The 21620-nt window shown below is 61.0% G+C and carries 16 protein-coding genes and 1 pseudogene; 1 reads left to right on the top strand and 16 read right to left on the bottom strand.

Annotated features, from left to right (window positions below; all coding sequences use genetic code 11):
• Positions 1-12 precede the first annotated feature (12 nt).
• The 5 genes from CFII68_RS09180 to sdhC all read right to left on the bottom strand — a co-directional run bounded on the left by CFII68_RS09180 (position 13) and on the right by sdhC (position 6335).
• Positions 13-2844, bottom strand: coding sequence for a 2-oxoglutarate dehydrogenase E1 component (locus CFII68_RS09180; protein WP_018610100.1), 2832 nt, complete (start codon positions 2842-2844; stop codon positions 13-15).
• Between the two features lie 262 nt (positions 2845-3106).
• Positions 3107-3811 carry a succinate dehydrogenase iron-sulfur subunit gene (locus tag CFII68_RS09185; protein ID WP_018610098.1) on the bottom strand — a complete coding sequence of 235 codons (705 nt, stop codon included), beginning with the start codon at positions 3809-3811 and terminating at the stop codon, positions 3107-3109.
• A gap of 11 nt (positions 3812-3822) precedes the next feature.
• Entirely contained in the window at positions 3823-5595 is a 1773-nt protein-coding gene (gene sdhA, locus CFII68_RS09190; RefSeq protein ID WP_014339586.1) for a succinate dehydrogenase flavoprotein subunit, read from the bottom strand.
• Between the two features lie 3 nt (positions 5596-5598).
• Complete coding sequence (sdhD, locus tag CFII68_RS09195) at positions 5599-5967, bottom strand: succinate dehydrogenase, hydrophobic membrane anchor protein (RefSeq protein WP_014339587.1); 369 nt, start codon at positions 5965-5967, stop codon at positions 5599-5601.
• Positions 5961-6335 (bottom strand): succinate dehydrogenase, cytochrome b556 subunit, encoded by a 375-nt coding sequence (gene sdhC / locus CFII68_RS0126105; RefSeq protein ID WP_003179220.1) that lies wholly within the window; start codon positions 6333-6335, stop codon positions 5961-5963. Before sdhC ends, sdhD begins: the two co-directional genes overlap by 7 nt.
• Positions 6336-6700: 365 nt before the next feature.
• Between sdhC and gltA the strand changes: the two genes are divergently transcribed.
• The gene (gene gltA / locus CFII68_RS09200) at positions 6701-7990 is read left to right on the top strand and encodes a citrate synthase (RefSeq protein WP_014339589.1); all 1290 of its coding nucleotides are present in this window, start codon (positions 6701-6703) and stop codon (positions 7988-7990) included.
• A gap of 1062 nt (positions 7991-9052) precedes the next feature.
• Here the strand turns inward: gltA and CFII68_RS28270 are convergent.
• The 11 genes and pseudogenes from CFII68_RS28270 to CFII68_RS09255 form a co-directional block, all read right to left on the bottom strand.
• Positions 9053-9802 carry a methyl-accepting chemotaxis protein gene (locus CFII68_RS28270; protein ID WP_371103550.1) on the bottom strand — a complete coding sequence of 250 codons (750 nt, stop codon included), beginning with the start codon at positions 9800-9802 and terminating at the stop codon, positions 9053-9055.
• A 108-nt stretch (positions 9803-9910) separates the two neighbouring features.
• A pseudogene (locus CFII68_RS28265) lies at positions 9911-10171 on the bottom strand (HAMP domain-containing protein); the annotation flags it as partial.
• Positions 10172-11138: 967 nt separating this feature from the next.
• Positions 11139-12431, bottom strand: a complete 1293-nt coding sequence (locus CFII68_RS09215) for an adenylosuccinate synthase (protein WP_003186407.1) — start codon at positions 12429-12431, stop codon at positions 11139-11141.
• Positions 12432-12485: 54 nt separating this feature from the next.
• Positions 12486-13673 carry an ATP phosphoribosyltransferase regulatory subunit gene (locus tag CFII68_RS09220; protein ID WP_018610085.1) on the bottom strand — a complete coding sequence of 396 codons (1188 nt, stop codon included), beginning with the start codon at positions 13671-13673 and terminating at the stop codon, positions 12486-12488.
• A gap of 325 nt (positions 13674-13998) precedes the next feature.
• Positions 13999-14868 carry a protease modulator HflC gene (hflC, locus tag CFII68_RS09225; protein ID WP_018610083.1) on the bottom strand — a complete coding sequence of 290 codons (870 nt, stop codon included), beginning with the start codon at positions 14866-14868 and terminating at the stop codon, positions 13999-14001.
• The gene (gene hflK / locus CFII68_RS09230) at positions 14868-16040 is read right to left on the bottom strand and encodes an FtsH protease activity modulator HflK (RefSeq protein WP_018610077.1); all 1173 of its coding nucleotides are present in this window, start codon (positions 16038-16040) and stop codon (positions 14868-14870) included. Before hflK ends, hflC begins: the two co-directional genes overlap by 1 nt.
• Before the next feature lie 85 nt (positions 16041-16125).
• Complete coding sequence (gene hflX, locus CFII68_RS09235; protein WP_003197227.1) at positions 16126-17427, bottom strand: ribosome rescue GTPase HflX; 1302 nt, start codon at positions 17425-17427, stop codon at positions 16126-16128.
• 12 nt (positions 17428-17439) lie between these two features.
• The gene (gene hfq / locus CFII68_RS09240) at positions 17440-17700 is read right to left on the bottom strand and encodes an RNA chaperone Hfq (protein ID WP_003186419.1); all 261 of its coding nucleotides are present in this window, start codon (positions 17698-17700) and stop codon (positions 17440-17442) included.
• Positions 17701-17791: 91 nt separating this feature from the next.
• Positions 17792-18763 (bottom strand): tRNA (adenosine(37)-N6)-dimethylallyltransferase MiaA, encoded by a 972-nt coding sequence (miaA, locus tag CFII68_RS09245; protein ID WP_018610076.1) that lies wholly within the window; start codon positions 18761-18763, stop codon positions 17792-17794.
• Entirely contained in the window at positions 18763-20676 is a 1914-nt protein-coding gene (gene mutL, locus CFII68_RS09250; protein ID WP_018610075.1) for a DNA mismatch repair endonuclease MutL, read from the bottom strand. The genes miaA and mutL overlap by 1 nt, the downstream gene beginning before the upstream one ends.
• The coding region (locus tag CFII68_RS09255; protein WP_018610074.1) for an N-acetylmuramoyl-L-alanine amidase at positions 20673-21620 on the bottom strand (948 nt) is incomplete at its 5' end. The genes mutL and CFII68_RS09255, both read right to left, overlap by 4 nt.

The following is a 21620-nucleotide window of genomic DNA, read 5'->3' as shown; positions in this document are numbered from 1 at the left end:
AGCGCGAAGGCGTTAAACAGTGAAGGCATCTTGCAGCAGTTTTTCCTGCTGCTCGGCGTGCATCGACGCATAACCACACGCAGGTGCAGCAGAAGCATCACGGCCGGCATATTCCAGGCCCAGGGCCTTGTTATGGTTGCCGATGCTGCGACGCAGGTGATGCTGGCTGCTGTACCACGCGCCTTGGTTCATCGGCTCTTCCTGACACCACACCACATGGGTGAGGTTGGTGTAAGGCGCGATGGCCTCCATCAGGTCTTCTTCCGGGAACGGGTAAAGCTGCTCGATACGCACGATGGCGATGTCTTCGCGGCCTTCGGCACGACGTTTTTCCAGCAGGTCGTAGTAGACCTTGCCGCTGCACATGACCAGGCGAGTGACCTTCGCCGCGTCCAGGGTGTCGATTTCCGAAATAACGGTCTGGAACGAGCCTTCGGCCAGATCCTCGAGCGTGGAGATCGCCAGTTTGTGACGCAGCAGCGACTTCGGTGTCAGCACGATCAGCGGCTTGCGCAGCGGACGGATGACCTGACGACGCAGCAGGTGGTAGATCTGTGCTGGCGTGGTCGGTACGCAAACCTGGACGTTGTGCTCGGCACACAGTTGCAGGTAACGCTCCAGACGTGCCGAAGAGTGCTCCGGCCCCTGCCCTTCATAACCGTGTGGCAACAGCATGGTCAGACCGCAGAGACGGCCCCACTTGTGCTCGCCGCTGGTGATGAACTGGTCGACAACCACCTGGGCACCGTTGGCGAAGTCGCCGAACTGGGCTTCCCAGATCACCAACGCCTCAGGCGTGGTGGTCGAGTAACCGTATTCGAACGCCAGCACGGCTTCTTCGGACAGGAACGAATCGTACAGGTCGAAACGTGGCTGGCCCTTGTACAGGTTTTGCAGCGGGACGTAGGTACCCGCGTCTTTCTGGTTGTGCAAGACAGCGTGACGGTGCGAGAACGTACCGCGACCGATGTCCTGACCCGTCATGCGAATCGGGTGGCCTTCGAACGCCAGGGTCGCGTACGCCATGGTTTCGGCGTAACCCCAGTTGATCGGCAGGCCGCCGGCTTGCATCTTCTGCCGGTCTTCGTAGATTTTCGCGACCTGGCGCTGAACCACGAAGCCTTCCGGAATTTCCAGCAGCTTGGCGGACAGTTCCTGCAAGGTTTTCAGATCGAAGCGAGTGTCGTGACGCGCGGTCCAGGCGTGGCCCAGATACGGACGCCAGTCCACGAACAACTCTTTGTTCGGCTCTTTGACCAGGCTTTTTACCACGTGCAGACCGTTGTCCAGCGCGTTGCGGTATTCATCGACTTTCGCCTGAACACGCTCAACGTCCAGCACACCGCTCTGGGTCAGATGATCGGCATACAGCTCACGGGTGGTGCGCTGTTTGGTGATCTGCTGATACATGATTGGCTGGGTGCCGCTTGGCTCGTCGGCCTCGTTGTGGCCGCGACGACGGTAGCAGACCAGGTCGATCACCACGTCACGCTTGAACTGCATGCGGTAGTCGATGGCCAGCTGGGTCACGAACAACACGGCTTCCGGATCATCACCATTCACATGGAGGATCGGCGCCTGGATCATCTTCGCAACGTCGGTCGCATACTCGGTGGAGCGCGAGTCCAGCGGATTGCTGATGGTGAAACCGACCTGGTTGTTGATCACGATGTGCACGGTGCCGCCGGTCTTGAAACCGCGGGTCTGCGACATCTGGAAGGTTTCCATGACCACGCCTTGACCGGCGAATGCCGCGTCACCGTGGATGGAGATCGGCAGTACCTTCTCGCCGGTAGGGTCGTTACGACGATCCTGACGGGCGCGGACCGAACCTTCGACCACTGGAGAAACGATTTCCAGGTGAGACGGGTTGAACGCCATGGCCAGGTGCACTTCGCCACCTGCAGTCATCACGTTGGACGAGAAGCCCTGGTGGTATTTCACGTCACCGGAACCCAGCTCGACCTTCTTCTTGCCTTCGAACTCGTCGAACAGCTCGCGCGGGTTCTTGCCGAAGGTGTTGACCAGCACGTTCAGGCGACCACGGTGGGCCATGCCGATCACGATTTCCTTGGTGCCGTAGGAACCGGAACGCTGGATCAACTCGTCGAGCATCGGAATCAGGCTCTCGCCGCCTTCCAGACCGAAACGCTTGGTACCCGGGTATTTGGTCCCGAGGTATTTTTCGAGGCCTTCGCCGGCGGTGACGCGCTCAAGCAGGTGGCTCTTGATGTCGACAGAGTACGTCGGACGGCCGCGCACGCTTTCCAGACGCTGCTGGAACCACTGGCGCTGCTCGGAATCGGTGATATGCGTAAACTCAGCGCCGATGGTGCGGCAATATGTCTGCTGCAACGCTTCGTGAATTTCGCGTAGGCTCGCTTCCTCTTTGCCGATGAACAGGTCGCCGGCACGGAAGGTCGTATCAAGATCGGCATTGGTCAAGCCGTAGTGAGTGATCGACAGGTCTGCAGGTGCAGGACGCTGCCACAGCCCCAGCGGGTCAAGCTGGGCTGACTGGTGGCCACGCATCCGGTAGGCCTGGATCAGTCGCAGCACTTCAACTTGCTTCTTCTCGTGTTCACTGCTCACGCTGCCGGCAGACACCGGTTGAGCGCGGCGCTGGTTCTTTGCCAGCAACACGAAATGATCGCGAATCGTCGAGTGCGAAACATCAGTGGCAGAGTTACCGTCAGCCGGCAACTTCTGAAAGTAGGTGCGCCATTCTTCTGGCACAGCGTTAGGGTCGTGCAGGTAGAGCTCGTAAAGCTCTTCCACATAGGCAGCGTTACCACCGGAAAGGTGGGCACTGTTCCACATGCGCTGCATCACGCTTTCTTGCATGCTTGGTCACCCTCGATTAGGGGAACACCATCGGCGAAAACACCGAGCAAACTTGCAGAAGTCCGAGTGCAGCGACTAAAACAAGCCACTTAGGATCACGCTGATAGTCCGGGTACCAGCCCGGATGCCCCTGCTTGTCTCATTTCTTCAAAATAAGAACCGCCGCTTTGTAAGCGGCTGTTCTGGTTATAGCCTCAGCGCGGGTTGAAGCCCGCGCCTGGCCTTCTACGGGTAAAGCGGTCCTACGGGTACAGCAGCTGAATCACACGCCGCTCTGCAGCAGCATGTTACGTACGTGACCGATGGCCTTAGTCGGGTTCAGGCCTTTCGGGCAGACGTTGACGCAGTTCATGATCCCGCGGCAGCGGAATACGCTGAACGGGTCATCCAGTGCAGCCAGACGCTCGGACGTCTTGGTGTCACGGCTGTCTGCCAGGAAGCGGTACGCTTGCAGCAGGGCGGCCGGACCCAGGAACTTGTCCGGGTTCCACCAGAAGGATGGGCACGAGGTCGAGCAGCAAGCGCACAGGATGCACTCGTACAGACCGTCGAGCTTCTCACGCTCTTCTGGGGACTGCAGACGCTCGATGGCCGGAGCCGGCGTGTCGTTCTGCAGGTATGGCTTCACCTTCTCGTATTGCTTGTAGAAGATGCTCATATCGACGACCAAGTCACGGATAACCGGCAAACCTGGCAACGGACGAACGATCAGCTTGTTGCCCTTGACCACCGCAGACAGCGGCGTGATGCAGGCCAGGCCGTTCTTGCCGTTGATATTCATGCCGTCGGAGCCGCAAACGCCCTCACGGCAAGAGCGACGATAGGAGAAACCCTCGTCCTGCTCTTTGATCAGGGCCAGCACGTCCAGCACCATCAGGTCTTTACCACCGGTATCGACCTGGAAATCCTGCATGAACGGCGCAGCGTCCTGATCAGGGTTGTAGCGATAAACACTGACTTGCAACATGGCGGCCACCCTTAATAAGTCCGAATCTTAGGTTCAAAAGTCGGAACAGTCTTCGGCGAGAAGTTCACAGCACGCTTGGTCACGCGCTTGTCACCCGGGAAGTAAAGGGTGTGGCACAGCCAGTTTTCGTCGTCACGATCTTCGAAGTCTTCACGGGCGTGAGCGCCGCGGGACTCTTTACGTACTTCGGCAGCAATGGCGGTAGCTTCAGCCACTTCCAGCAGGTTCTGCAATTCCAGCGCTTCGATACGGGCAGTGTTGAACGCCTGCGACTTATCGTTGATCTTCACGTTGGCGATTCGTTCACGCAATTGCGCCAGCTGGGCAATACCCTTCTGCATGTATTCGCCGGTACGGAATACACCGAAGTAGTTCTGCATGCAGTTTTGCAATTCGCGACGCAGGGTCGCCACGTCTTCGCCTTCGGTACGCTCGTTCAGAGCGGACAGACGCGCCAGGGCGGCTTCGATGTTGGCGTCGGTGGCATCGTCGTATTCGATACCGTCGGACAGGGCTTTTTCCAGGTGCAGGCCAGCAGCGCGACCGAAGACCACCAGGTCGAGCAACGAGTTGCCGCCCAGGCGGTTGGCACCGTGGACCGATACGCAGGCCACTTCACCCACTGCGAACAGGCCAGGGATGATTTCGTCCACGCCTTCGGCGTTCTGGGTGATTGCCTGGCCATGAATGTTGGTGGCAACGCCGCCCATCATATAGTGGCAGGTTGGAACTACTGGAACTGGCGCAACGACCGGGTCGACGTGAGCGAAGGTCTTGGACAGCTCGCAGATGCCTGGCAGGCGGCTGTGCAGCACTTCCTCGCCCAGGTGGTCGAGCTTGAGCATCACGTGGTCGCCATTCGGGCCACAGCCGTTACCGGCGATGATCTCTTTAACCATCGAACGGGCAACCACGTCACGACCGGCAAGGTCCTTGGCGTTCGGAGCATAACGCTCCATGAAACGCTCGCCGTGCTTGTTGATCAGGTAACCGCCTTCACCGCGGCAACCTTCGGTGACCAGTACACCGGCGCCGGCGATGCCGGTTGGGTGGAACTGCCACATTTCGATGTCTTGCACCGGTACGCCTGCACGCAGGGCCATGCCGACGCCGTCACCGGTGTTGATCAGGGCATTGGTGGTGGAGGCATAGATACGACCTGCACCGCCGGTCGCCAGTACGGTGGCCTTGGCGCGGATGTAGGTGGTTTCGCCGGTTTCGATGCAGATCGCGATCACGCCGACAAAAGCGCCATCCTGGTTCTTCACCAGATCGACAGCGTAGTACTCGTTCAGGAACACGGTACCGGCTTTCAGGTTGCCCTGGTAAAGGGTGTGCAACAGTGCGTGACCGGTACGGTCGGACGCTGCGCAAGTACGTGCAGCCTGACCGCCCTTGCCGTAGTCCTTGGACTGGCCACCGAACGGACGCTGGTAGATACGACCTTGCTCGGTACGCGAGAAAGGCATGCCCATGTGGTCCAGCTCGTAAACGGCAGCCGGGCCTTCCTGACACATGTATTCGATAGCGTCCTGGTCACCGATATAGTCGGAACCCTTGACGGTATCGTACATGTGCCAGCGCCAGTCGTCGTTCGGGTCGGCCGAAGCGATGGCGCAGGTGATGCCGCCCTGGGCGGAAACAGTGTGCGAACGGGTCGGGAAGACCTTGGTGATCACGGCAGTCTTGTGACCGCCCTGTGCCAGTTGCAGCGCCGCGCGCATGCCGGCACCGCCACCACCAATGATGATGGCGTCGAAAGAAATCGTTGGAATGTTAGCCATGGATCAGATACCCCAGAGAATCTGCACACCCCAGACGAAGTAAGCGAACATCGCAACGCCGCATACTGCCTGGAAGAGGAAACGTACGGCAGTCGCCGACTTGCCGAACGCCATTGGCGTCAGGTAGTCGGTCGCGATGGTCCACATGCCGACCCAGGCGTGAGCGCCCAGTGCGACAAGTGCCAGCAGACTGAAGATGCGCATCCAGTTGTTTGCGAACAGTTCATGCCATTGGGCGTAGCCAATGCCAGGGTTTGCCACGACATATCCGATCAGGAAAATGAAGTAAGCCGCGAGAACGACCGCAGACACACGCTGGGCCATCCAGTCGTAGAGGCCCGAACGCGAAAGGTTCGTGACGTTGGTTACCATATCCAGACTCCTGCCAGAACGATCAGCACCGCAGACACGGCGATAATGATTTTCGAGCCCAGCTTGCCGCCTTCCAGCGTCTCACCGATGCCCATGTCCATGATCAAATGGCGCACACCGGCAACCAAGTGATACAGCAAGGCGGACAGGATGCCCCAAATCACTAGCTTGGCTAGCGGACTGGTCAGACACGCTTTCACCTGACCGAAGCCTTCTTCCGAATCGAGCGACTTGTCCAATGCATAAAGCATGATGGCCAGGCTGACGAAGAGGATGACACCGGAAATACGGTGAAGAATGGACGTGTAAGCAGTGACTGGGAGTTTGATGGTCCTTAGGTCTAGGTTTACAGGTCGTTGGCTTTTCACGGCTTTTTTTTCACACTGAAGAGCCCCTAACAATCAGGGCAAAGTTGTTGGGGCGCGCACTGGTCAGGTACTCACCACCCAGGGAGTGACGACCCCCAAGAAAGCAGGCCCAAAAGCCCCTGGCGGTCGGTGGCCGAGTATAGACAGTTAGGCTACTAATGACAACGCGTTCACCTTCCCCTAATAGCGCATTGCACATATGGCGTAAAAGGCGTAAACGGCAGGCAATTTCGCGGAAAAAGTCCGGTTAAAGCCTTCTGGAGCAAGACTTTAGGCAAATTGACTTTCGGATTTATCTCACTATAGTGGTGCGGGCCCTGCGTGGGGGGTCTGTCTGATGATTTCAAGCATTAATAGGAGGCCACATGGCTGACAAAAAAGCGCAGTTGATCATCGAGGGCGCAGCCCCCGTCGAGCTGCCCATTTTAACCGGCACCGTTGGTCCCGATGTAATCGACGTACGGGGCCTGACGGCCACGGGCCGTTTCACCTTTGACCCAGGTTTCATGTCGACCGCCTCGTGCGAGTCGAAGATCACCTACATCGACGGCGACAACGGCATCCTGCTGCACCGCGGCTACCCGATCGAGCAACTGGCTGAAAAATCGGACTACCTGGAAACCTGCTACCTGCTGCTCAATGGCGAGCTGCCAACCGCAGAGCAAAAGGCCCAGTTCGTCAGCACCGTGAAGAACCACACCATGGTTCACGAGCAGTTGAAGACCTTCTTCAACGGCTTCCGTCGCGATGCCCACCCGATGGCCGTCATGTGCGGCGTTGTCGGCGCCCTCTCGGCCTTCTACCACGACTCCCTGGACATCAATAACCCCCAGCATCGCGAAATCTCCGCGATCCGCCTGGTGGCGAAGATGCCGACCCTGGCAGCCATGGTCTACAAGTACTCCATGGGCCAGCCCATGATGTACCCGCGCAACGACCTGACCTATGCAGAGAACTTCCTGCATATGATGTTCAACACCCCGTGCGAGATCAAACCGATCAGCCCGGTGCTCGCCAAGGCCATGGACCGGATCTTCATCCTCCATGCCGACCACGAGCAGAACGCCTCCACGTCCACCGTGCGCCTGGCCGGCTCCTCGGGTGCCAACCCGTTCGCCTGTATCGCCGCCGGTATCGCCGCGCTCTGGGGCCCTGCCCACGGCGGTGCCAACGAAGCGGTACTGACCATGCTCGATGAAATCGGCGATGTCTCCAACATCGACAAGTTCATCGCCAAGGCCAAGGACAAGAACGATCCGTTCAAGCTGATGGGCTTCGGTCACCGGGTCTACAAGAACCGCGACCCGCGCGCCACCGTCATGAAGCAGACCTGCGACGAAGTGCTCAAGGAACTGGGGATCACAAACGATCCGCAACTCGAACTGGCCATGCGCCTGGAAGAGATCGCCCTGACCGACCCATACTTCATCGAGCGCTCGCTGTACCCGAACGTCGACTTCTACTCGGGGATCATCCTCAAGGCGATCGGCATTCCAACCAGCATGTTCACCGTGATCTTCGCCCTGGCGCGGACCGTCGGCTGGATTTCCCACTGGAAGGAAATGCTCTCCAGCCCGTACAAGATCGGCCGTCCGCGCCAGCTGTACACCGGCTACGAGTCGCGTGACATTACTCAGCTGGAAGACCGCAAGTAAGGCCTGCCTTGCCATAGGTTCCACGCTGCACTGAAACAGCCCCTGCTTCTTATATAAGAGCAGGGGCTGTTTTGTTTAGGCCCTCTTTGATATCTGCGGCGACTGGTCCGACACCTTCGCGAGCGAGCTCGCTCCCACATTGGACCCTGTGTATGACGCAAATCCCCTGTGGGAGCGTAATGTTGTTCACTTAAGGAAACGGCGCTTTTCCGAGGGAGCGCCGTTTCCTTTGGGGTTGGGTTGGGTTGAGTTGGATTGGGTACATATCCGTTGCTGCGGTAACGGCTGCTTAGGGTTCCGCCCTGACGGCGGCTCACTTTTGAGAAGCGCAAAAGTAAGCAAAACGCTCTTGCCCCACCACTTGGCACCTCGCCTAGGCTCGGTGTGCCCTCACTCCGGCATTGCTCCGTGGGCCGCCGCGAAGGGCCATCCATGGCCCAGCGCGGCTATCCCGGCATCCATGCCGGGATGCCCACTCCACAATGCCTGCGTTCGGCCATCGTGGTTAACGGGGCGCCCCAGATCAAGATCAGAAGCGAGGCGGCCTGACAGCCGACCTGTCTCTGGCGGCTGTGCTTCAATCCAACTGTATGGGAGCGAGTCTGCTCGCGAAGGCGATGGCACATGCGTTGAAGATGCTGACTGCTCCGACCTCTTCGCGAGCAAGCCCGCTCCCACAGGGGAAACGCGGTCCCACCAAGAACCAGGTCGGCTGTTAGGCCGCCTCGCGGCGGACGTTGATCTCGGGAGCCCCGTTAACCACGATGGCCGAACGCAGGCATTGCGCAGTGGGCATCCCGGCATGGATGCCGGGATAGCCGCGCTGGGCCATGGATGGCCCTTCGCGGCGGGCCCACGGAGCAATGCCGGAGTGAGGGCATGCCGAGCCTAGGCGAGGCACCGAGTGGTGGGGCAAAAGCGTTTTGCTTACTTTTGCGCTTCTCAAAAGTGAGCCGCCGTCAGGGCGGAACCCTAAGCGGCCGTTACCGCAGCAATGGATATGTACTCAATCAGACCGCCATCGCGAGCAAGCTCGCTCCCACAGAGGTACCCGTCACCCGATCAGGCCCGGAACTGCCCCAGACTCGCCTTCAACTGCGCCGCCAACCCATCCAGGACCTTGCCGCTGGCCGTGGTCTCGACCACAGCCTGGGCCGCCTTCTCGGCCTGGGCATGGATGGTTTCCACCCGCCCACGCACTGCTTGCGCGCCCTGGGCCTGATGGGCCGCCGCCTGGGTCGCCAGGCCAATGGCCGCATGCACCTGCTCGACAGACGCCTGAACCGACTGCTGCAACCGCGCACTGTCTCGCAGCACCAACAAGCCCTCACTGGCCTGGCGCCCGGCCTGGCCGATAGCGGCCACGGCCTCGCGAGCGCCCTGCTGCAAGGCCACGATGTGCGCCTGGATATCGCCCGTTGAGCTTTGGGTCTTGCTCGCCAACGCCCGCACCTCATCCGCCACCACGGCAAACCCGCGCCCGGTTTCCCCGGCACGTGCCGCCTCGATGGCCGCGTTCAAGGCCAGCAAGTTGGTCTGCTCGGCGATGCCGTGGATCACCGTCAGCACCACTTCGATCTGCTCGCTCTGCTGCGCCAGCCTCTCGATCACTTTCGCCCCAGTGTCTACCTGCCCGGCCAACGCCTCGATCAAGCTGCCGACCTTGGCCGAAGTGCGGGTGTTTTCATCGGTGGCCTGGCGGATCTCCACCACCTGCTGCAAGGCCGCCTGCATCGCCTGGCTTTCCGATTGAGCTTCATCCGCCATTTGCGACAGCGCCCGCAGACTCTCGGCCACTTCATCACGCTGCATCCCGGCCGCCGCATCGGCACCGGAGTTGCGCAAGGTCATCGCACCGATTTCCACACCGGTACGCTGGGCCACATCGCCCGCCTCGCGCACGATGGGTTGCAACTTATCCACAAAGCGATTGACCGCTGACGCCATGTCGCCGATTTCGTCCTTGCTGTTGATTTGCACGCGCTTGGTCAGATCACCCTCGCCTGCCGCCAGGTCGTTCATGGCCGCGATCAGCAACTTCAAGCGATTGACCACCCGACGCCCCAGCACCACGGCCAGCAGGGCCAGCACACCAAAGCCCACCAGCGCCAGCCCCAGGCCGATGCGCCAGCGCAAGGTGCCTGCCGCTTCCTGCACGGTGCTGGCGGTGTTGGTCTGCATCTGTGTGGCGGTGGCCTGGGCCGACTCCAGACGACCGCGCATGGCCGTGGCGCTGTCGGCCGCCGCCCCCTTGAGGCTGTCACCGACCAACTGGTCGCTGCTGGCGATCAAGGCCGAGAAGCGCTGGTCCAACGCTTTCAGGTCGGCTTCAACGGAAGCCGTGGAAACGCCCATCAACACTTTGCCAATCTCTACGCCGTTGGGGCTGATCGAGGCTTCGAGGTAATACACCGACGGGTCGCTCTTCGCCGCATCCAGCACTTTGTCCAACGCCCGCTCGCCCTTGCCTTTTTCCAGCAGCGCCTTGTTGATCGGGTTTTCCCGGTTCAGGTAGCGGGTCAGGTGCTCACCATTGGCGTCATCATAGATAACGAACAGCACATTGGGATTGCGCTGGGCCCGGCGGGCGAATTCGGAAAGGGTCGGTATGTCGCTGTCCCACATGGCGCGGGGCGCGACCGAGGCCAGGAGTTGCGCCATATCGTTGGCGGAGTCCTTGAGCGATTGCTCGAGTGTCGTGCGCAACTGCGCCTGTTCGTCCTTCAGGCGCGTCGACAACCCGACGGTGAGGCGCTGACGAGTGCTGGCAGACAAACTGTCCAGGCTTGAGGTGACCTCGCGCCCAGCCTGCTCAAGCTCGCCAGACAATTTCTGACTATCAACCCCCAGCCGAGCCCCTAGCTCGGCCTCCAGCGCGGTGACCGTGCTTCGAGTCAGCGCGACGGCCACGAGCACTTGCACCAAAAGGGCGATACCCAGGGTAACGAACACAGGCCGCAACAGACGGCTTTGTAACAGTGAGAGAACGGCCGACACAGGGGAATCCCTCTACTAAACGCCATTAAATTGATGGCACTTCAAAGAAGTACTTATTATTAACGATGCATAGCAAAGGTCGTGCCGTTCGACCGGCAGAGACGACAAAGGCCCCAAACAAGGGGCCTTTGTGTTTTACATCAACGACTTATCAGGCAAACGGGTGACGCAGAACGATGGTTTCGTTGCGGTCCGGCCCCGTCGAAATAATGTCGATCGGCGCACCGACCAACTCTTCGACGCGCTTGATGTAGTTGCGAGCCGCCACTGGCAGCTCTTCCAGGGTCTTGGCACCCACGGTCGATTCGGTCCAGCCTGGCATCTGCTCGTACACCGGCTCCAGGCCGATGTAGCTGTCGGCGTCGGTCGGTGCGTCGATGACGGCGCCGTCCTGATTTTTGTAGCCCACGCAGATGTTGATGGTTTCCAGGCCGTCCAGCACGTCCAGCTTGGTCAGGCACAGGCCCGAGATGCTGTTGACGTCGATGGCGCGACGCAGGATGACGGCATCGAACCAGCCACAACGACGGGCACGGCCGGTGGTAGCACCGAACTCGTGGCCACGCTTGGCCAGGAAGGCGCCGACGTCGTCGAACAGCTCAGTCGGGAATGGACCCGAACCCACGCGAGTGGTGTAGGCCTTGGTGATACCCAGGATGTAGTCCAGGTACATCGGACCGAAACCCGAACCGGTGGCGATGCCGCCGGCGGTGGTGTTGGAGCTGGTGACGTACGGGTAGGTGCCGTGGTCGATGTCCAGCAGCGAACCCTGGGCACCTTCGAACATGATGTCCTTGCCTGCGCGACGCAGCTCGTGCAGCTCGGCAGTGACGTCGAGCATCATCGGCTTGAGCAGCTCGGCGTACTCCATGCACTCGTCCAGGGTTTTCTGGAAGTCGATGGCCGGTTCTTTGTAGTAATTGACCAGGACGAAGTTGTGGTAGTCCAGCAACTCGCCCAGCTTGGCGGCGAAACGCTCACGGTGGAACAGGTCACCGATGCGCAGGCCACGACGAGCCACCTTGTCTTCGTAGGCCGGGCCGATGCCGCGACCGGTGGTGCCGATCTTCAGCTCGCCACGGGCCTTTTCACGGGCCTGGTCCAGCGCGACGTGATAGGACAGGATCAGCGGGCAGGACGGGCTGATACGCAGGCGCTCGCGCACCGGTACGCCTTTTTCTTCCAGCTTGATGATTTCCCGCAGCAAGGCGTCGGGAGCAACCACCACACCGTTGCCGATCAGGCACTGTACGCCTTCGCGCAGCACGCCCGACGGAATCAGGTGCAGGACGGTTTTTTCACCGTCGATCACCAAGGTGTGACCTGCGTTGTGGCCACCCTGGTAGCGCACTACGGCGGCAGCATGTTCGGTCAGCAGATCAACGATCTTGCCTTTGCCCTCATCACCCCACTGGGTGCCCAGGACTACGACATTCTTACCCATAACACTTGTCCTCATTCGCGCAAACTTGGTGCCGGCCGCAGCCGGCAGGAAAACTCAAGAAGCCAGCGGCAATACTTGCCAAAGCCCGTTCTGCTGAATCAATTGCCGGTCGCAGTCCGCTTCACGGGCGGCGGCCAAAGGTTGCCCAGGCAAGGCCTGGACGACACGCTGACCCTCACTGCGCAACTGGCAGACTGCTTGCCAGAGTGCCGCATCCGTACTGTCAGGCATCCAGATACCGCCAGACGGTAGCTCGACTTCAGCACGCCCCAGGGTCACCAGGGTTTTCAAATCGGTAGAGAAACCGGTCGCCGGACGGGCACGACCAAAGTCGGCACCGATGTCGTCATAACGGCCGCCCTGGGCGATGGATTGACCCACGCCCGGTACGAACACAGCGAACACGACGCCCGTGTGGTAGTGATAGCCGCGCAACTCACCCAAGTCGAAATACAGCGGCAACTCAGGGAAGCGCACCGACAGACGCTCGGCAATCGCCAACAAGTCGTCCAGCGCCGCCAACACAGGCGCCGGCGCGCGGGCCAGACGCTCACGGGCAGCGGCCAATACTTCACGTCCGCCACACAGGTCCACCAGCGCCCGCAGCATGCCCGACAGATCGGCCGGCAGGCCCTCGGTCAGGCTGATGACCTCGTCGATAGCCTTGCGTTGCAGGGCATCGAACAGCTGTTGCTCCACTTCGCCGGACAAACCGGCCGCACGGGCCAGGCCGCGATAGATGCCAACATGCCCCAGGTCCATATGGACATCCGGCACGTCAGCCAGTTGCAGCATGGCCAACATCAGGCTGATGACTTCTACGTCGCTGCTCGGGCTGGCATCGCCATACAACTCGGCGCCCAGCTGGATCGGGCTGCGCGAAGACGACAAGGCACGCGGCTGGGCATGCAGCACACTGCCGGCGTAGCACAGGCGGCTCGGACCTTCACGGCGCAGGGTGTGGGCATCGATGCGCGCCACTTGCGGCGTGATGTCGGCCCGAAAGCCCATCTGCCGCCCCGACTGCGGGTCGATAACCTTGAAGGTGCGCAGGTCCAGGTCCTGGCCCGCGCCGGTGAGCAGGGATTCCAGGTACTCGATATGCGGGGTGACGACGAACTCGTAACCCCAACTCTGGAACAGATCCAACACCTGACGACGCGCTACTTCGATACGCGCAGCTTCCGGTGGCAGTACTTCTTCGATGCCATCTGGCAGCAGCCAGCGGTCTACCGTTGCCATTACGCCATTCCCCTATGGTCCGGGCGGCCAGCTTTCGGGCTGGCCTTGAGTGAAGCAGAAAATGCCTGCGCCAGGCGCGCATCCTGGGCAAAAAACGCGCAAGAGCGACGTGACGAATGGCCCACAATCGGCCTCGCCCGGCACTTCCCTCGAAAAACCTGTCGGGTCGTTCAACCCGACGCCTGCACCTATAAACCGCAATCGAACGTGCAGACGCAAAAAAGCCGGGAATTTCCCGGCTGCCGCATCATACACACGTTTTCCCAAAGGATCACCCCGCCCGACGCTTTAGCCGCCGGGCGGAGTGTCTCAGGTCAACGTCGCATCAAGGCTTGGACTTTTCCAGGTAGTGGAAGAAGTCGCTGCTTGGGTCCAGGACCAGGACGTCGGATTTGTTCGCGAAGCTTTCACGGTAGGCACGCAGGCTACGGTAGAACGCGTAGAACTCCTGATCCTGACCGTAGGCCTTGGAGTAGATCGAAGCGGCCTGGGCATCACCATCACCACGGACCTCTTCCGATTCACGATAGGCTTCGGCCAGCAGCACGCGGCGTTGGCGATCGGCGTCGGCACGGATGCCTTCGGCCAGCTCGTTACCCTTGGCGCGGTGCTCGCGGGCTTCACGCTCACGCTCGGTGCTCATGCGCTCGAACACGCTGCGGTTCACTTCCTTCGGCAGGTCGATGGCCTTGACCCGGACATCGACCACTTCGATACCCAGCTCTTTTTCCGCCATCGCATTCAGCGAACGGGTGATGTCGGCCATGAGCGCATCACGCTCACCGGAAACCACTTCATGCAGCGTGCGCTTACCGAACTGGTCACGCAGGCCCGATTCCAGACGACGGGACAGACGCTCGTCGGCGATCTGCTTCAGACCAGAGGTCGCGGTGTAGAAGCGCTCGGCATCCTTCACACGCCACTTGGCATAGGCATCCACCATCACGGCTTTCTTTTCCAGCGTCAGGAAGCGTTGCGTCGGCGCATCCAGCGTCATCAGGCGAGCGTCGAACTTGCGCACCTTGTTGACGTACGGCACCTTCACATGCAGCCCTGGCTGGACATCAGCCTGGACCACGCGACCGAATTGCAGCAACACCGCACGCTCGGTCTGAGCCACGATGTAGAAGCAGTTCCAGGCAGCGATCGCCACGACGACACCGACAATAAGGGCGATCAGCGATTTATTGCTCATCAGCGACTCTCCCTGGTACGTGCTTGCTGTTGTTGCAGGTCCGCCGCCGCACGGGTGCCGGCCTCATTGCTGGCCGCCGCCGAGCTGGTCGGTGGCGTGCTGGTGTTGCGACCGCTCTCGACCATCTTGTCCAGCGGCAGGTACAGCAGATTGCTCTGGCCGTTCTTGTTGCCGGTCACGAGGACCTTGCTGGTGTTGCTGAAGACTTCCTGCATGGTGTCCAGGTACAGACGTTGGCGGGTCACTTCAGGGGCCTTGCGATACTCGGCCACCAGCTTGGTGAAACGATCAGCCTCACCCTTGGCACGGGAGACCACTTCATCACGGTAACCGTTGGCATCCTCGATGATGCGCTGGGCCTGACCACGGGCTTCCGGCACGACGCCGTTGGCATAGGTTTCGGCCTGGTTGCGCGAACGCTGCTCGTCTTCACGGGCACGGATCACGTCGTCGAAGGCTTCCTGGACCTCACGCGGGGCTGCCGCGCTCTGGACGTTGACCTGGGTGACGGTGATACCGGTGCGATAGGTATCGAGGAACCGCTGCAGGCGCTCCTTGATTTCGCTGGCCATCAGTTCACGACCTTCAGTCAGCACCTGGTCCATGGCGGTGGAACCCACCACATGGCGCAAGGCACTTTCGGTCGCGTGCTGCAGGCTGATTTCCGGCTGGTCGACGTTCAGCACGAAGTCCTGCAGGTTGGTGATCTTGTATTGCACGGTCAGCGGCACTTCGACGATGTTCTCGTCTTCGGTCAGCATCTGGCCCTGCTTGGTGTACGCCCGCTCACGCGTGACGTTCTCCATGTACTTCTGGTCGATCGGCGGGAAATAGATGTTCAAGCCCGGGCCAACCGTCTCGTAGTACTTGCCGAAGCGCAGCACCACGGCCTGCTCCTGCTCGTCCACGACATAGACCGCGCTGTACAGCCAGACAGCCGCCAGCACGACCAGACCGATGCCGAGCAGGCCAAAACCGCCGCCCTTGCCCGGACGACCGCCACCCTCGTCACCGCGTTTTTTACCACCACCGAACAAACCGTTCAGGCTTTCCTGCAGCTTTCGGAAGGCCTCGTCGAGATCCGGCGGCCCCTTGCGGTCGCCGTTGTTACGACGTTTGCCACCCCAAGGATCCTGATTATTCGAGTTGCCACCCGGCTCATTCCAAGCCATAGCGCTCTCCATCTGATAAAGCAAAGACGCACCCACGGCGCGCCGACCAATGCTACAGAATGCCTGACACAGCTTTCTCAGGCTTTTATTGCAAAGTGTGTTGCTCGATGAATTCCATCGGTTGCAGCCCTTCGCGACTGACCAGCCGATTGAGCTCCGCCCGAGGCAGGCGAACAGCCAGCAGGCAGACGCCTTCGTCGTCGTGTTCTTCTTTTTGCACGGCCCCCAACTCAAAGAACTGGGCTCGCAGCCGGGCGAAACGTTGCGGCAACTTCAGGGTGCCGACAAACAGATCGTTGCCCAACAGCTCGGCCACGGCCTGCTTGAGCAGGTCCAGGCCGGTGCCATCACGGGCCGACAGCCAGACCCTTTGCGGCTTGCCGTCGGCATCGCGCTGGATCTGCGGCTCCACGCCTTCGAGCAAATCGAGTTTGTTGTATACCTCGAGGATCGGCAAGTCCTGGGCTCCGATCTCGCCCAGCACCACCATCACCTGCTCGATCTGCAGCATCCGGTCCGGCTCGGCGGCATCGATCACGTGCAGCAGCAGGTCGGAGTTGCTCGACTCTTCGAGCGTAGCCCGAAAAGCCTCGACCAGCTTGTGCGGCAAATGACGAATGAAGCCCACGGTGTCGGCCAGCACGATCGGCCCGAGGTCGTCCAGGTCGAGCCGGCGCAGGGTCGGGTCGAGCGTGGCAAACAACTGGTCGGCGGCGTAGACGTCGGATTGGGTGACGTTATTGAACAGGGTCGATTTGCCGGCGTTGGTATAACCCACCAGTGAAACCGTCGGGATATCTGCCCGTTTGCGGCCGCGTCGCGACTGCTCGCGCTGGCTGCGGACCTTTTCCAGCCGCCCCTTGATCTGGCGCAGGCGCACCCGCAACAGGCGCCGGTCGGTTTCCAGCTGGGTTTCACCCGGGCCGCGCAGGCCAATACCGCCTTTTTGCCGCTCAAGGTGAGTCCAGCCGCGAACCAGGCGCGTACTCATGTGTTCAAGCTGGGCCAGTTCGACCTGGAGCTTGCCTTCATGGGTGCGGGCACGTTGGGCGAAAATATCGAGGATCAGCCCCGTACGGTCGATCACGCGACACTCGAAGACACGTTCGAGGTTACGCTCCTGACTGGGCGTGAGGATGTGATTGAAAATCACCAGATCGACCTGTTCGGCCTTGACCAGGTCGCGCAACTCCTCGACCTTGCCACTGCCGATCAGGAACTTGGCGGTTGGCCGATGACGCGGCACGTTGAAAAACGCGACGGTCTCGGCGCCGGCCGAAAGTGCCAATTCCTGAAACTCCTGCGGATCTTCGCGCGCCTCAGGGTCCTGTCCATCCAAGTGAACGAGAATGGCCCGTTCACCACCACCGTGGCGCTCAAAGAACAAAGGAGGCTCCTATCAGGCGTTACCCGGTTCAGCGTCACCGCCTTCGGATTCGGTTGCACTAGGCAGACGAATTGGACGAACTGGCACGACTGTCGAGATCGCGTGCTTGTAGACCATTTGGCTGACGGTGTTTTTCAGAAGGATGACGAACTGGTCGAAAGACTCGATCGTGCCTTGCAGTTTGATCCCGTTGACCAGATAGATGGACACCCCAACTTTCTCTTTACGTAAAGTGTTCAAGTAAGGGTCTTGTAGCGAATGCCCTTTTGACATGTGCCGCACTCCTTTAAGGATCAATAATAAAAATCGGAATCAGATGGCTTGGGCCGTCACACCCCCAAGGATAGACGGCAATTGCAAGGACTCAGCTCAATATGGAGATGGTCCCAAGGTATTTCAAGGCGCGTGGCAGATTGTCGCAATCGAGACTGTCGAGCCAATGCAAGTCAGTCCAGCTGCGCAGCCAGGTGAACTGGCGTTTCGCCAATTGGCGCGTGGCTATGATCCCACGCTCCTGCATCTCGGCTGACGTCAGCTTGCCGTCCAGGTAATCCCAGACTTGTCGATAACCTACCGCACGTATAGACGGCAACCCGGCATGCAGGTCACTTCGCTCACGCAGGGCTACGACCTCGTCTATGAACCCCTGTTCCAACATTAATGTGAATCTTTGTTCAATTCGCCGATGCAGCACTTGCCGGTTCGCCGGAGCGATGGCCAGATTCGCGACAGTATAGGGCAATTGTTGCAGTCCCGAAGCGGCTGCTTCAGTACTTTGCGCAGATTGTCGCTGGCGCAGGGCGGTCATGCTCTGGCCGCTGACCCGATAAACCTCCAGGGCCCGACTGAGTCGCTGCGGGTCATTGGGGTGAATACGCGCCGCCGATTCCGGATCGATGATCGCCAATTGCTCGTGCAGGGCTTGCCAGCCAAGGCGCGCGGCCTCTTCTTCGATCTGCGCGCGCACCTCGGGATCGGCCGCCGGCATGTCCGCCAGCCCGTCGACCAAAGCCTTGTAATACAGCATCGTGCCGCCCACCAGCAGCGGGATCTTGCCCCGCGCCGTGATCTCGGCCATGGCCTGGAGCGCGTCACGACGGAAATCGGCCGCCGAATAAGCCTCGGCCGGGTCGAGGATGTCGATCAGGCGATGGGGAAATTCGGCCAGCAGTTCTTTCGACGGCTTGGCGGTGCCGATGTCCATGCCCCGGTAGACCAGGGCCGAATCGACGCTGATCAACTCGCAGGGCAGGACTTTGGTCAATTCGATGGCCAGGTCGGTCTTGCCGGCAGCGGTCGGTCCCATCAGGAAAATCGCGGGGGGTAACTGGCTCATCAACGACCGCGCAGGAACAGTTTGTCCAGGTCGTCCAGACCCAGTTGGGTCCAGGTCGGCCGGCCATGGTTGCATTGGCCGCTGCGTTCGGTGTTTTCCATGTCCCGCAGCAGGCCGTTCATTTCCGGCAGGGCCAGGCGCCGGTTGGCGCGGATTGCGCCGTGGCAGGCCATGGTGCCGAGCAGTTCGTTCAGGTGCGCCTGGATGCGGTCGCTGGTGCCGTACTCCATCAAGTCCGCCAGCACGTCGCTGACCAGGCGATTGGCCTCGGCCTGTTTCAACAGGGCCGGGATCTGGCGGATCGCCAGGGTTTCCGGGCCCAGGCGCTGCAATTCGAAGCCCAGGCGCTGGAACCAGGCCACATGTTCTTCGGCGCAATCGGCTTCGCGCTGGCTGACGGCCAGGGACTCGGGCACCAACAACGGCTGGCCGCTCAAGCCTTCGCTGGCCATGGCGATTTTCAGCCGCTCGTACATGATCCGCTCATGGGCGGCGTGCATGTCCACCAGGACCAGGCCCTGGGCATTTTCCGAGAGGATATAAATGCCTTTGAGTTGCGCCAGGGCATAGCCCAGCGGCGGGATATCGCCCTGGCCGTCGGGCATCGCCGCCGCTCCGGCTTCCGGCAAGGGTTTGAAGAACTCGCGATAGGCCGCCTGGGCCTCGCCTGCCGGCACGTTGGATTGCGGGCGCGGGCTGTATTGATATTGATAGCCGCTGCCGGCACCGCTGCCGGCCGTGTTGTAGCTCGGCTGAGGCTGGGGCTGCTCCAGCAGGGCATTGGCCGCCAGGCGCATTTCACCCTGAGGCCCGAATTCGCCAGCGTCCAACCCCGTTGGCCGGACCATGCCGCCCACCGCCGCCGGTGCCGCCAGTTGATCTTCCGGACGCACATCGCCCAAGGCACGGTGCAAGGTGCCGTAGAGGAAATCGTGGACCATGCGCCCGTCGCGGAAACGCACCTCATGCTTGGTCGGGTGCACGTTGACGTCGACCACGGCCGGATCGACTTCGAAAAACAGCACGAAGGTCGGATGCCGGCCATTGAACAGCACATCGCGATACGCCTGGCGCACCGCGTGGGCCACCAGTTTGTCGCGCACTGCACGACCGTTCACGTAGAAATACTGCAAGTCCGCCTGGCTGCGGGAAAACGTCGGCAAGCCGACCCAACCCCACAGGTGCAGGCCATTGCGCTCCACCTCGATGGGCAAGGCCTGCTCCAGGAAACCCGCGCCGCACACCGCGCCGACACGCCGGGCGCGGGCCGCATCATCGTGGGCCTCGTGCAGGCTGAGGATGGTCTTGCCGTTGTGGCGCAAATGGAAGGCCACGTCAAAACGCGCCAGGGCCAGGCGCTTGATGACTTCTTGCAGGTGATCGAATTCAGTCTTCTCGGCCTTGAGAAACTTGCGCCGGGCCGGGGTATTGAAGAACAAGTCGCGCACTTCCACCGAGGTGCCCACCGGATGGGCCGCGGGCTGCACGCGAGAGGCCATGTCCCGGCCCTCGGTCTCGACCTGCCAGGCCTGCTCGGCGTCGCGAGTGCGGGAGGTGAGGGTCAGGCGCGACACCGAACTGATGGACGCCAGCGCTTCGCCCCGAAACCCCAGGCTCATGACCCGCTCGAGGTCTTCCAGGTCGCGGATCTTGCTGGTGGCGTGACGTGCCAGGGCCAGCGGCAGGTCGTCGGAAGAAATACCGCCACCGTCATCGCGCACCCGCAGCAGCTTGACGCCGCCCTGCTCGACATCCACATCGATGCGCTTGGCTCCGGAATCAAGGCTGTTTTCCAGCAACTCCTTGATGACCGACGCCGGGCGCTCGACCACTTCACCGGCGGCGATCTGGTTCGCCAGCCGGGGGCTGAGCAGTTCGATGCGAGCGTTGCTGCCGATCACTTCGTCACTCATTGCTGGACCGCCACGTCATTGCCGGGAATGGTCAGGGTCTGGCCGATCTTGAGCTCATCGCTCTTGAGGTTGTTGGCGCTGCGCAAGGTCGCGGGGGACACCTGGTAACGCACGGCGATCATCGCCAGGGTTTCGCCGGGATTGACCCGATGGTCCCTTGGCCCCTGGGCGATCTTGCCGGAGTCGCGCAGCCAGGCAATGTAGGTGCCTGGCGGTGGGTTCTGCTGGAAGAACTGCCGCACGCCACTGCTGATGGAACGGGCCAGGGCCTGCTGATGACTGGAGGACGACAGCTTGGACGCCTCGTTGGCGTTGGAGATGAAGCCGGTTTCCACCAGGATCGACGGGATATCCGGCGATTTGAGCACCATGAACCCGGCCTGCTCGACGCGCTGCTTGTGCAGCGGCGTGACGCGACCGATGTTGCTCAGGACTTTCTGGCCGACGTTCAGGCTGGAGGTCAACGAGGCGGTCATCGACAAATCGAGCAATACGCCAGCGAGCATCCGGTCCTTGTCATCAAGGCTGACGTTGCCGGCACCGCCGATCAGGTCGGAACGGTTTTCACTGTCGGCCAGCCAACGGGCGGTCTCGGACGTGGCACCGCGGTCGGACAGGGCAAACACCGAGGCCCCGAACGCCGCCGCCGAAGGCGCGGCGTCGGCATGGATAGAGACGAACAGGTCGGCGCCTTTCTTGCGGGCGATTTCGGTACGTCCGCGCAAGGGGATGAAGTAGTCGCCGGTACGGGTCAGTTCGGCGCGAAAGCCTTTCATGCCGTTGACCTGGCGCTGCAATTCACGGGCGATGGACAGCACCACGTCTTTTTCACGCTGCCCGCGCGAGCCCGAGGCGCCCGGGTCTTCACCGCCGTGACCGGCGTCGATCACCACGATGATGTCGCGCTTGCCGGCCGGGGCCGGTGGCAGCTTGAGGGCCGGCTC

This window comes from Pseudomonas sp. CFII68 (genome assembly GCF_000416195.1).
Lineage (GTDB): Bacteria > Pseudomonadota > Gammaproteobacteria > Pseudomonadales > Pseudomonadaceae > Aquipseudomonas > Aquipseudomonas kilonensis.
Note: the sequence above shows the minus strand (reverse complement) of the source record. Positions and strands in the feature narration are given on the sequence as shown.

What these genes read in the sequence shown, in the direction of transcription:
- hfq (WP_003186419.1), bottom strand. Translation starts at nt 17,700, where the DNA reads ATGTCAAAAGGGCATTCGCTACAAGACCCTTACTTGAACACTTTACGT.
- miaA (WP_018610076.1), bottom strand. Translation starts at nt 18,763, where the DNA reads ATGAGCCAGTTACCCCCCGCGATTTTCCTGATGGGACCGACCGCTGCC.
- CFII68_RS09220 (WP_018610085.1), bottom strand. Translation starts at nt 13,673, where the DNA reads ATGGCAACGGTAGACCGCTGGCTGCTGCCAGATGGCATCGAAGAAGTA.
- sdhA (WP_014339586.1), bottom strand. Translation starts at nt 5,595, where the DNA reads ATGGCTAACATTCCAACGATTTCTTTCGACGCCATCATCATTGGTGGT.
- hflK (WP_018610077.1), bottom strand. Translation starts at nt 16,040, where the DNA reads ATGGCTTGGAATGAGCCGGGTGGCAACTCGAATAATCAGGATCCTTGG.
- hflC (WP_018610083.1), bottom strand. Translation starts at nt 14,868, where the DNA reads ATGAGCAATAAATCGCTGATCGCCCTTATTGTCGGTGTCGTCGTGGCG.
- mutL (WP_018610075.1), bottom strand. Translation starts at nt 20,676, where the DNA reads ATGAGTGACGAAGTGATCGGCAGCAACGCTCGCATCGAACTGCTCAGC.
- gltA (WP_014339589.1), top strand. Translation starts at nt 6,701, where the DNA reads ATGGCTGACAAAAAAGCGCAGTTGATCATCGAGGGCGCAGCCCCCGTC.
- CFII68_RS09180 (WP_018610100.1), bottom strand. Translation starts at nt 2,844, where the DNA reads ATGCAAGAAAGCGTGATGCAGCGCATGTGGAACAGTGCCCACCTTTCC.
- CFII68_RS09185 (WP_018610098.1), bottom strand. Translation starts at nt 3,811, where the DNA reads ATGTTGCAAGTCAGTGTTTATCGCTACAACCCTGATCAGGACGCTGCG.
- CFII68_RS28270 (WP_371103550.1), bottom strand. Translation starts at nt 9,802, where the DNA reads ATGCAGCGTGATGAAGTGGCCGAGAGTCTGCGGGCGCTGTCGCAAATG.
- sdhD (WP_014339587.1), bottom strand. Translation starts at nt 5,967, where the DNA reads ATGGTAACCAACGTCACGAACCTTTCGCGTTCGGGCCTCTACGACTGG.
- CFII68_RS09215 (WP_003186407.1), bottom strand. Translation starts at nt 12,431, where the DNA reads ATGGGTAAGAATGTCGTAGTCCTGGGCACCCAGTGGGGTGATGAGGGC.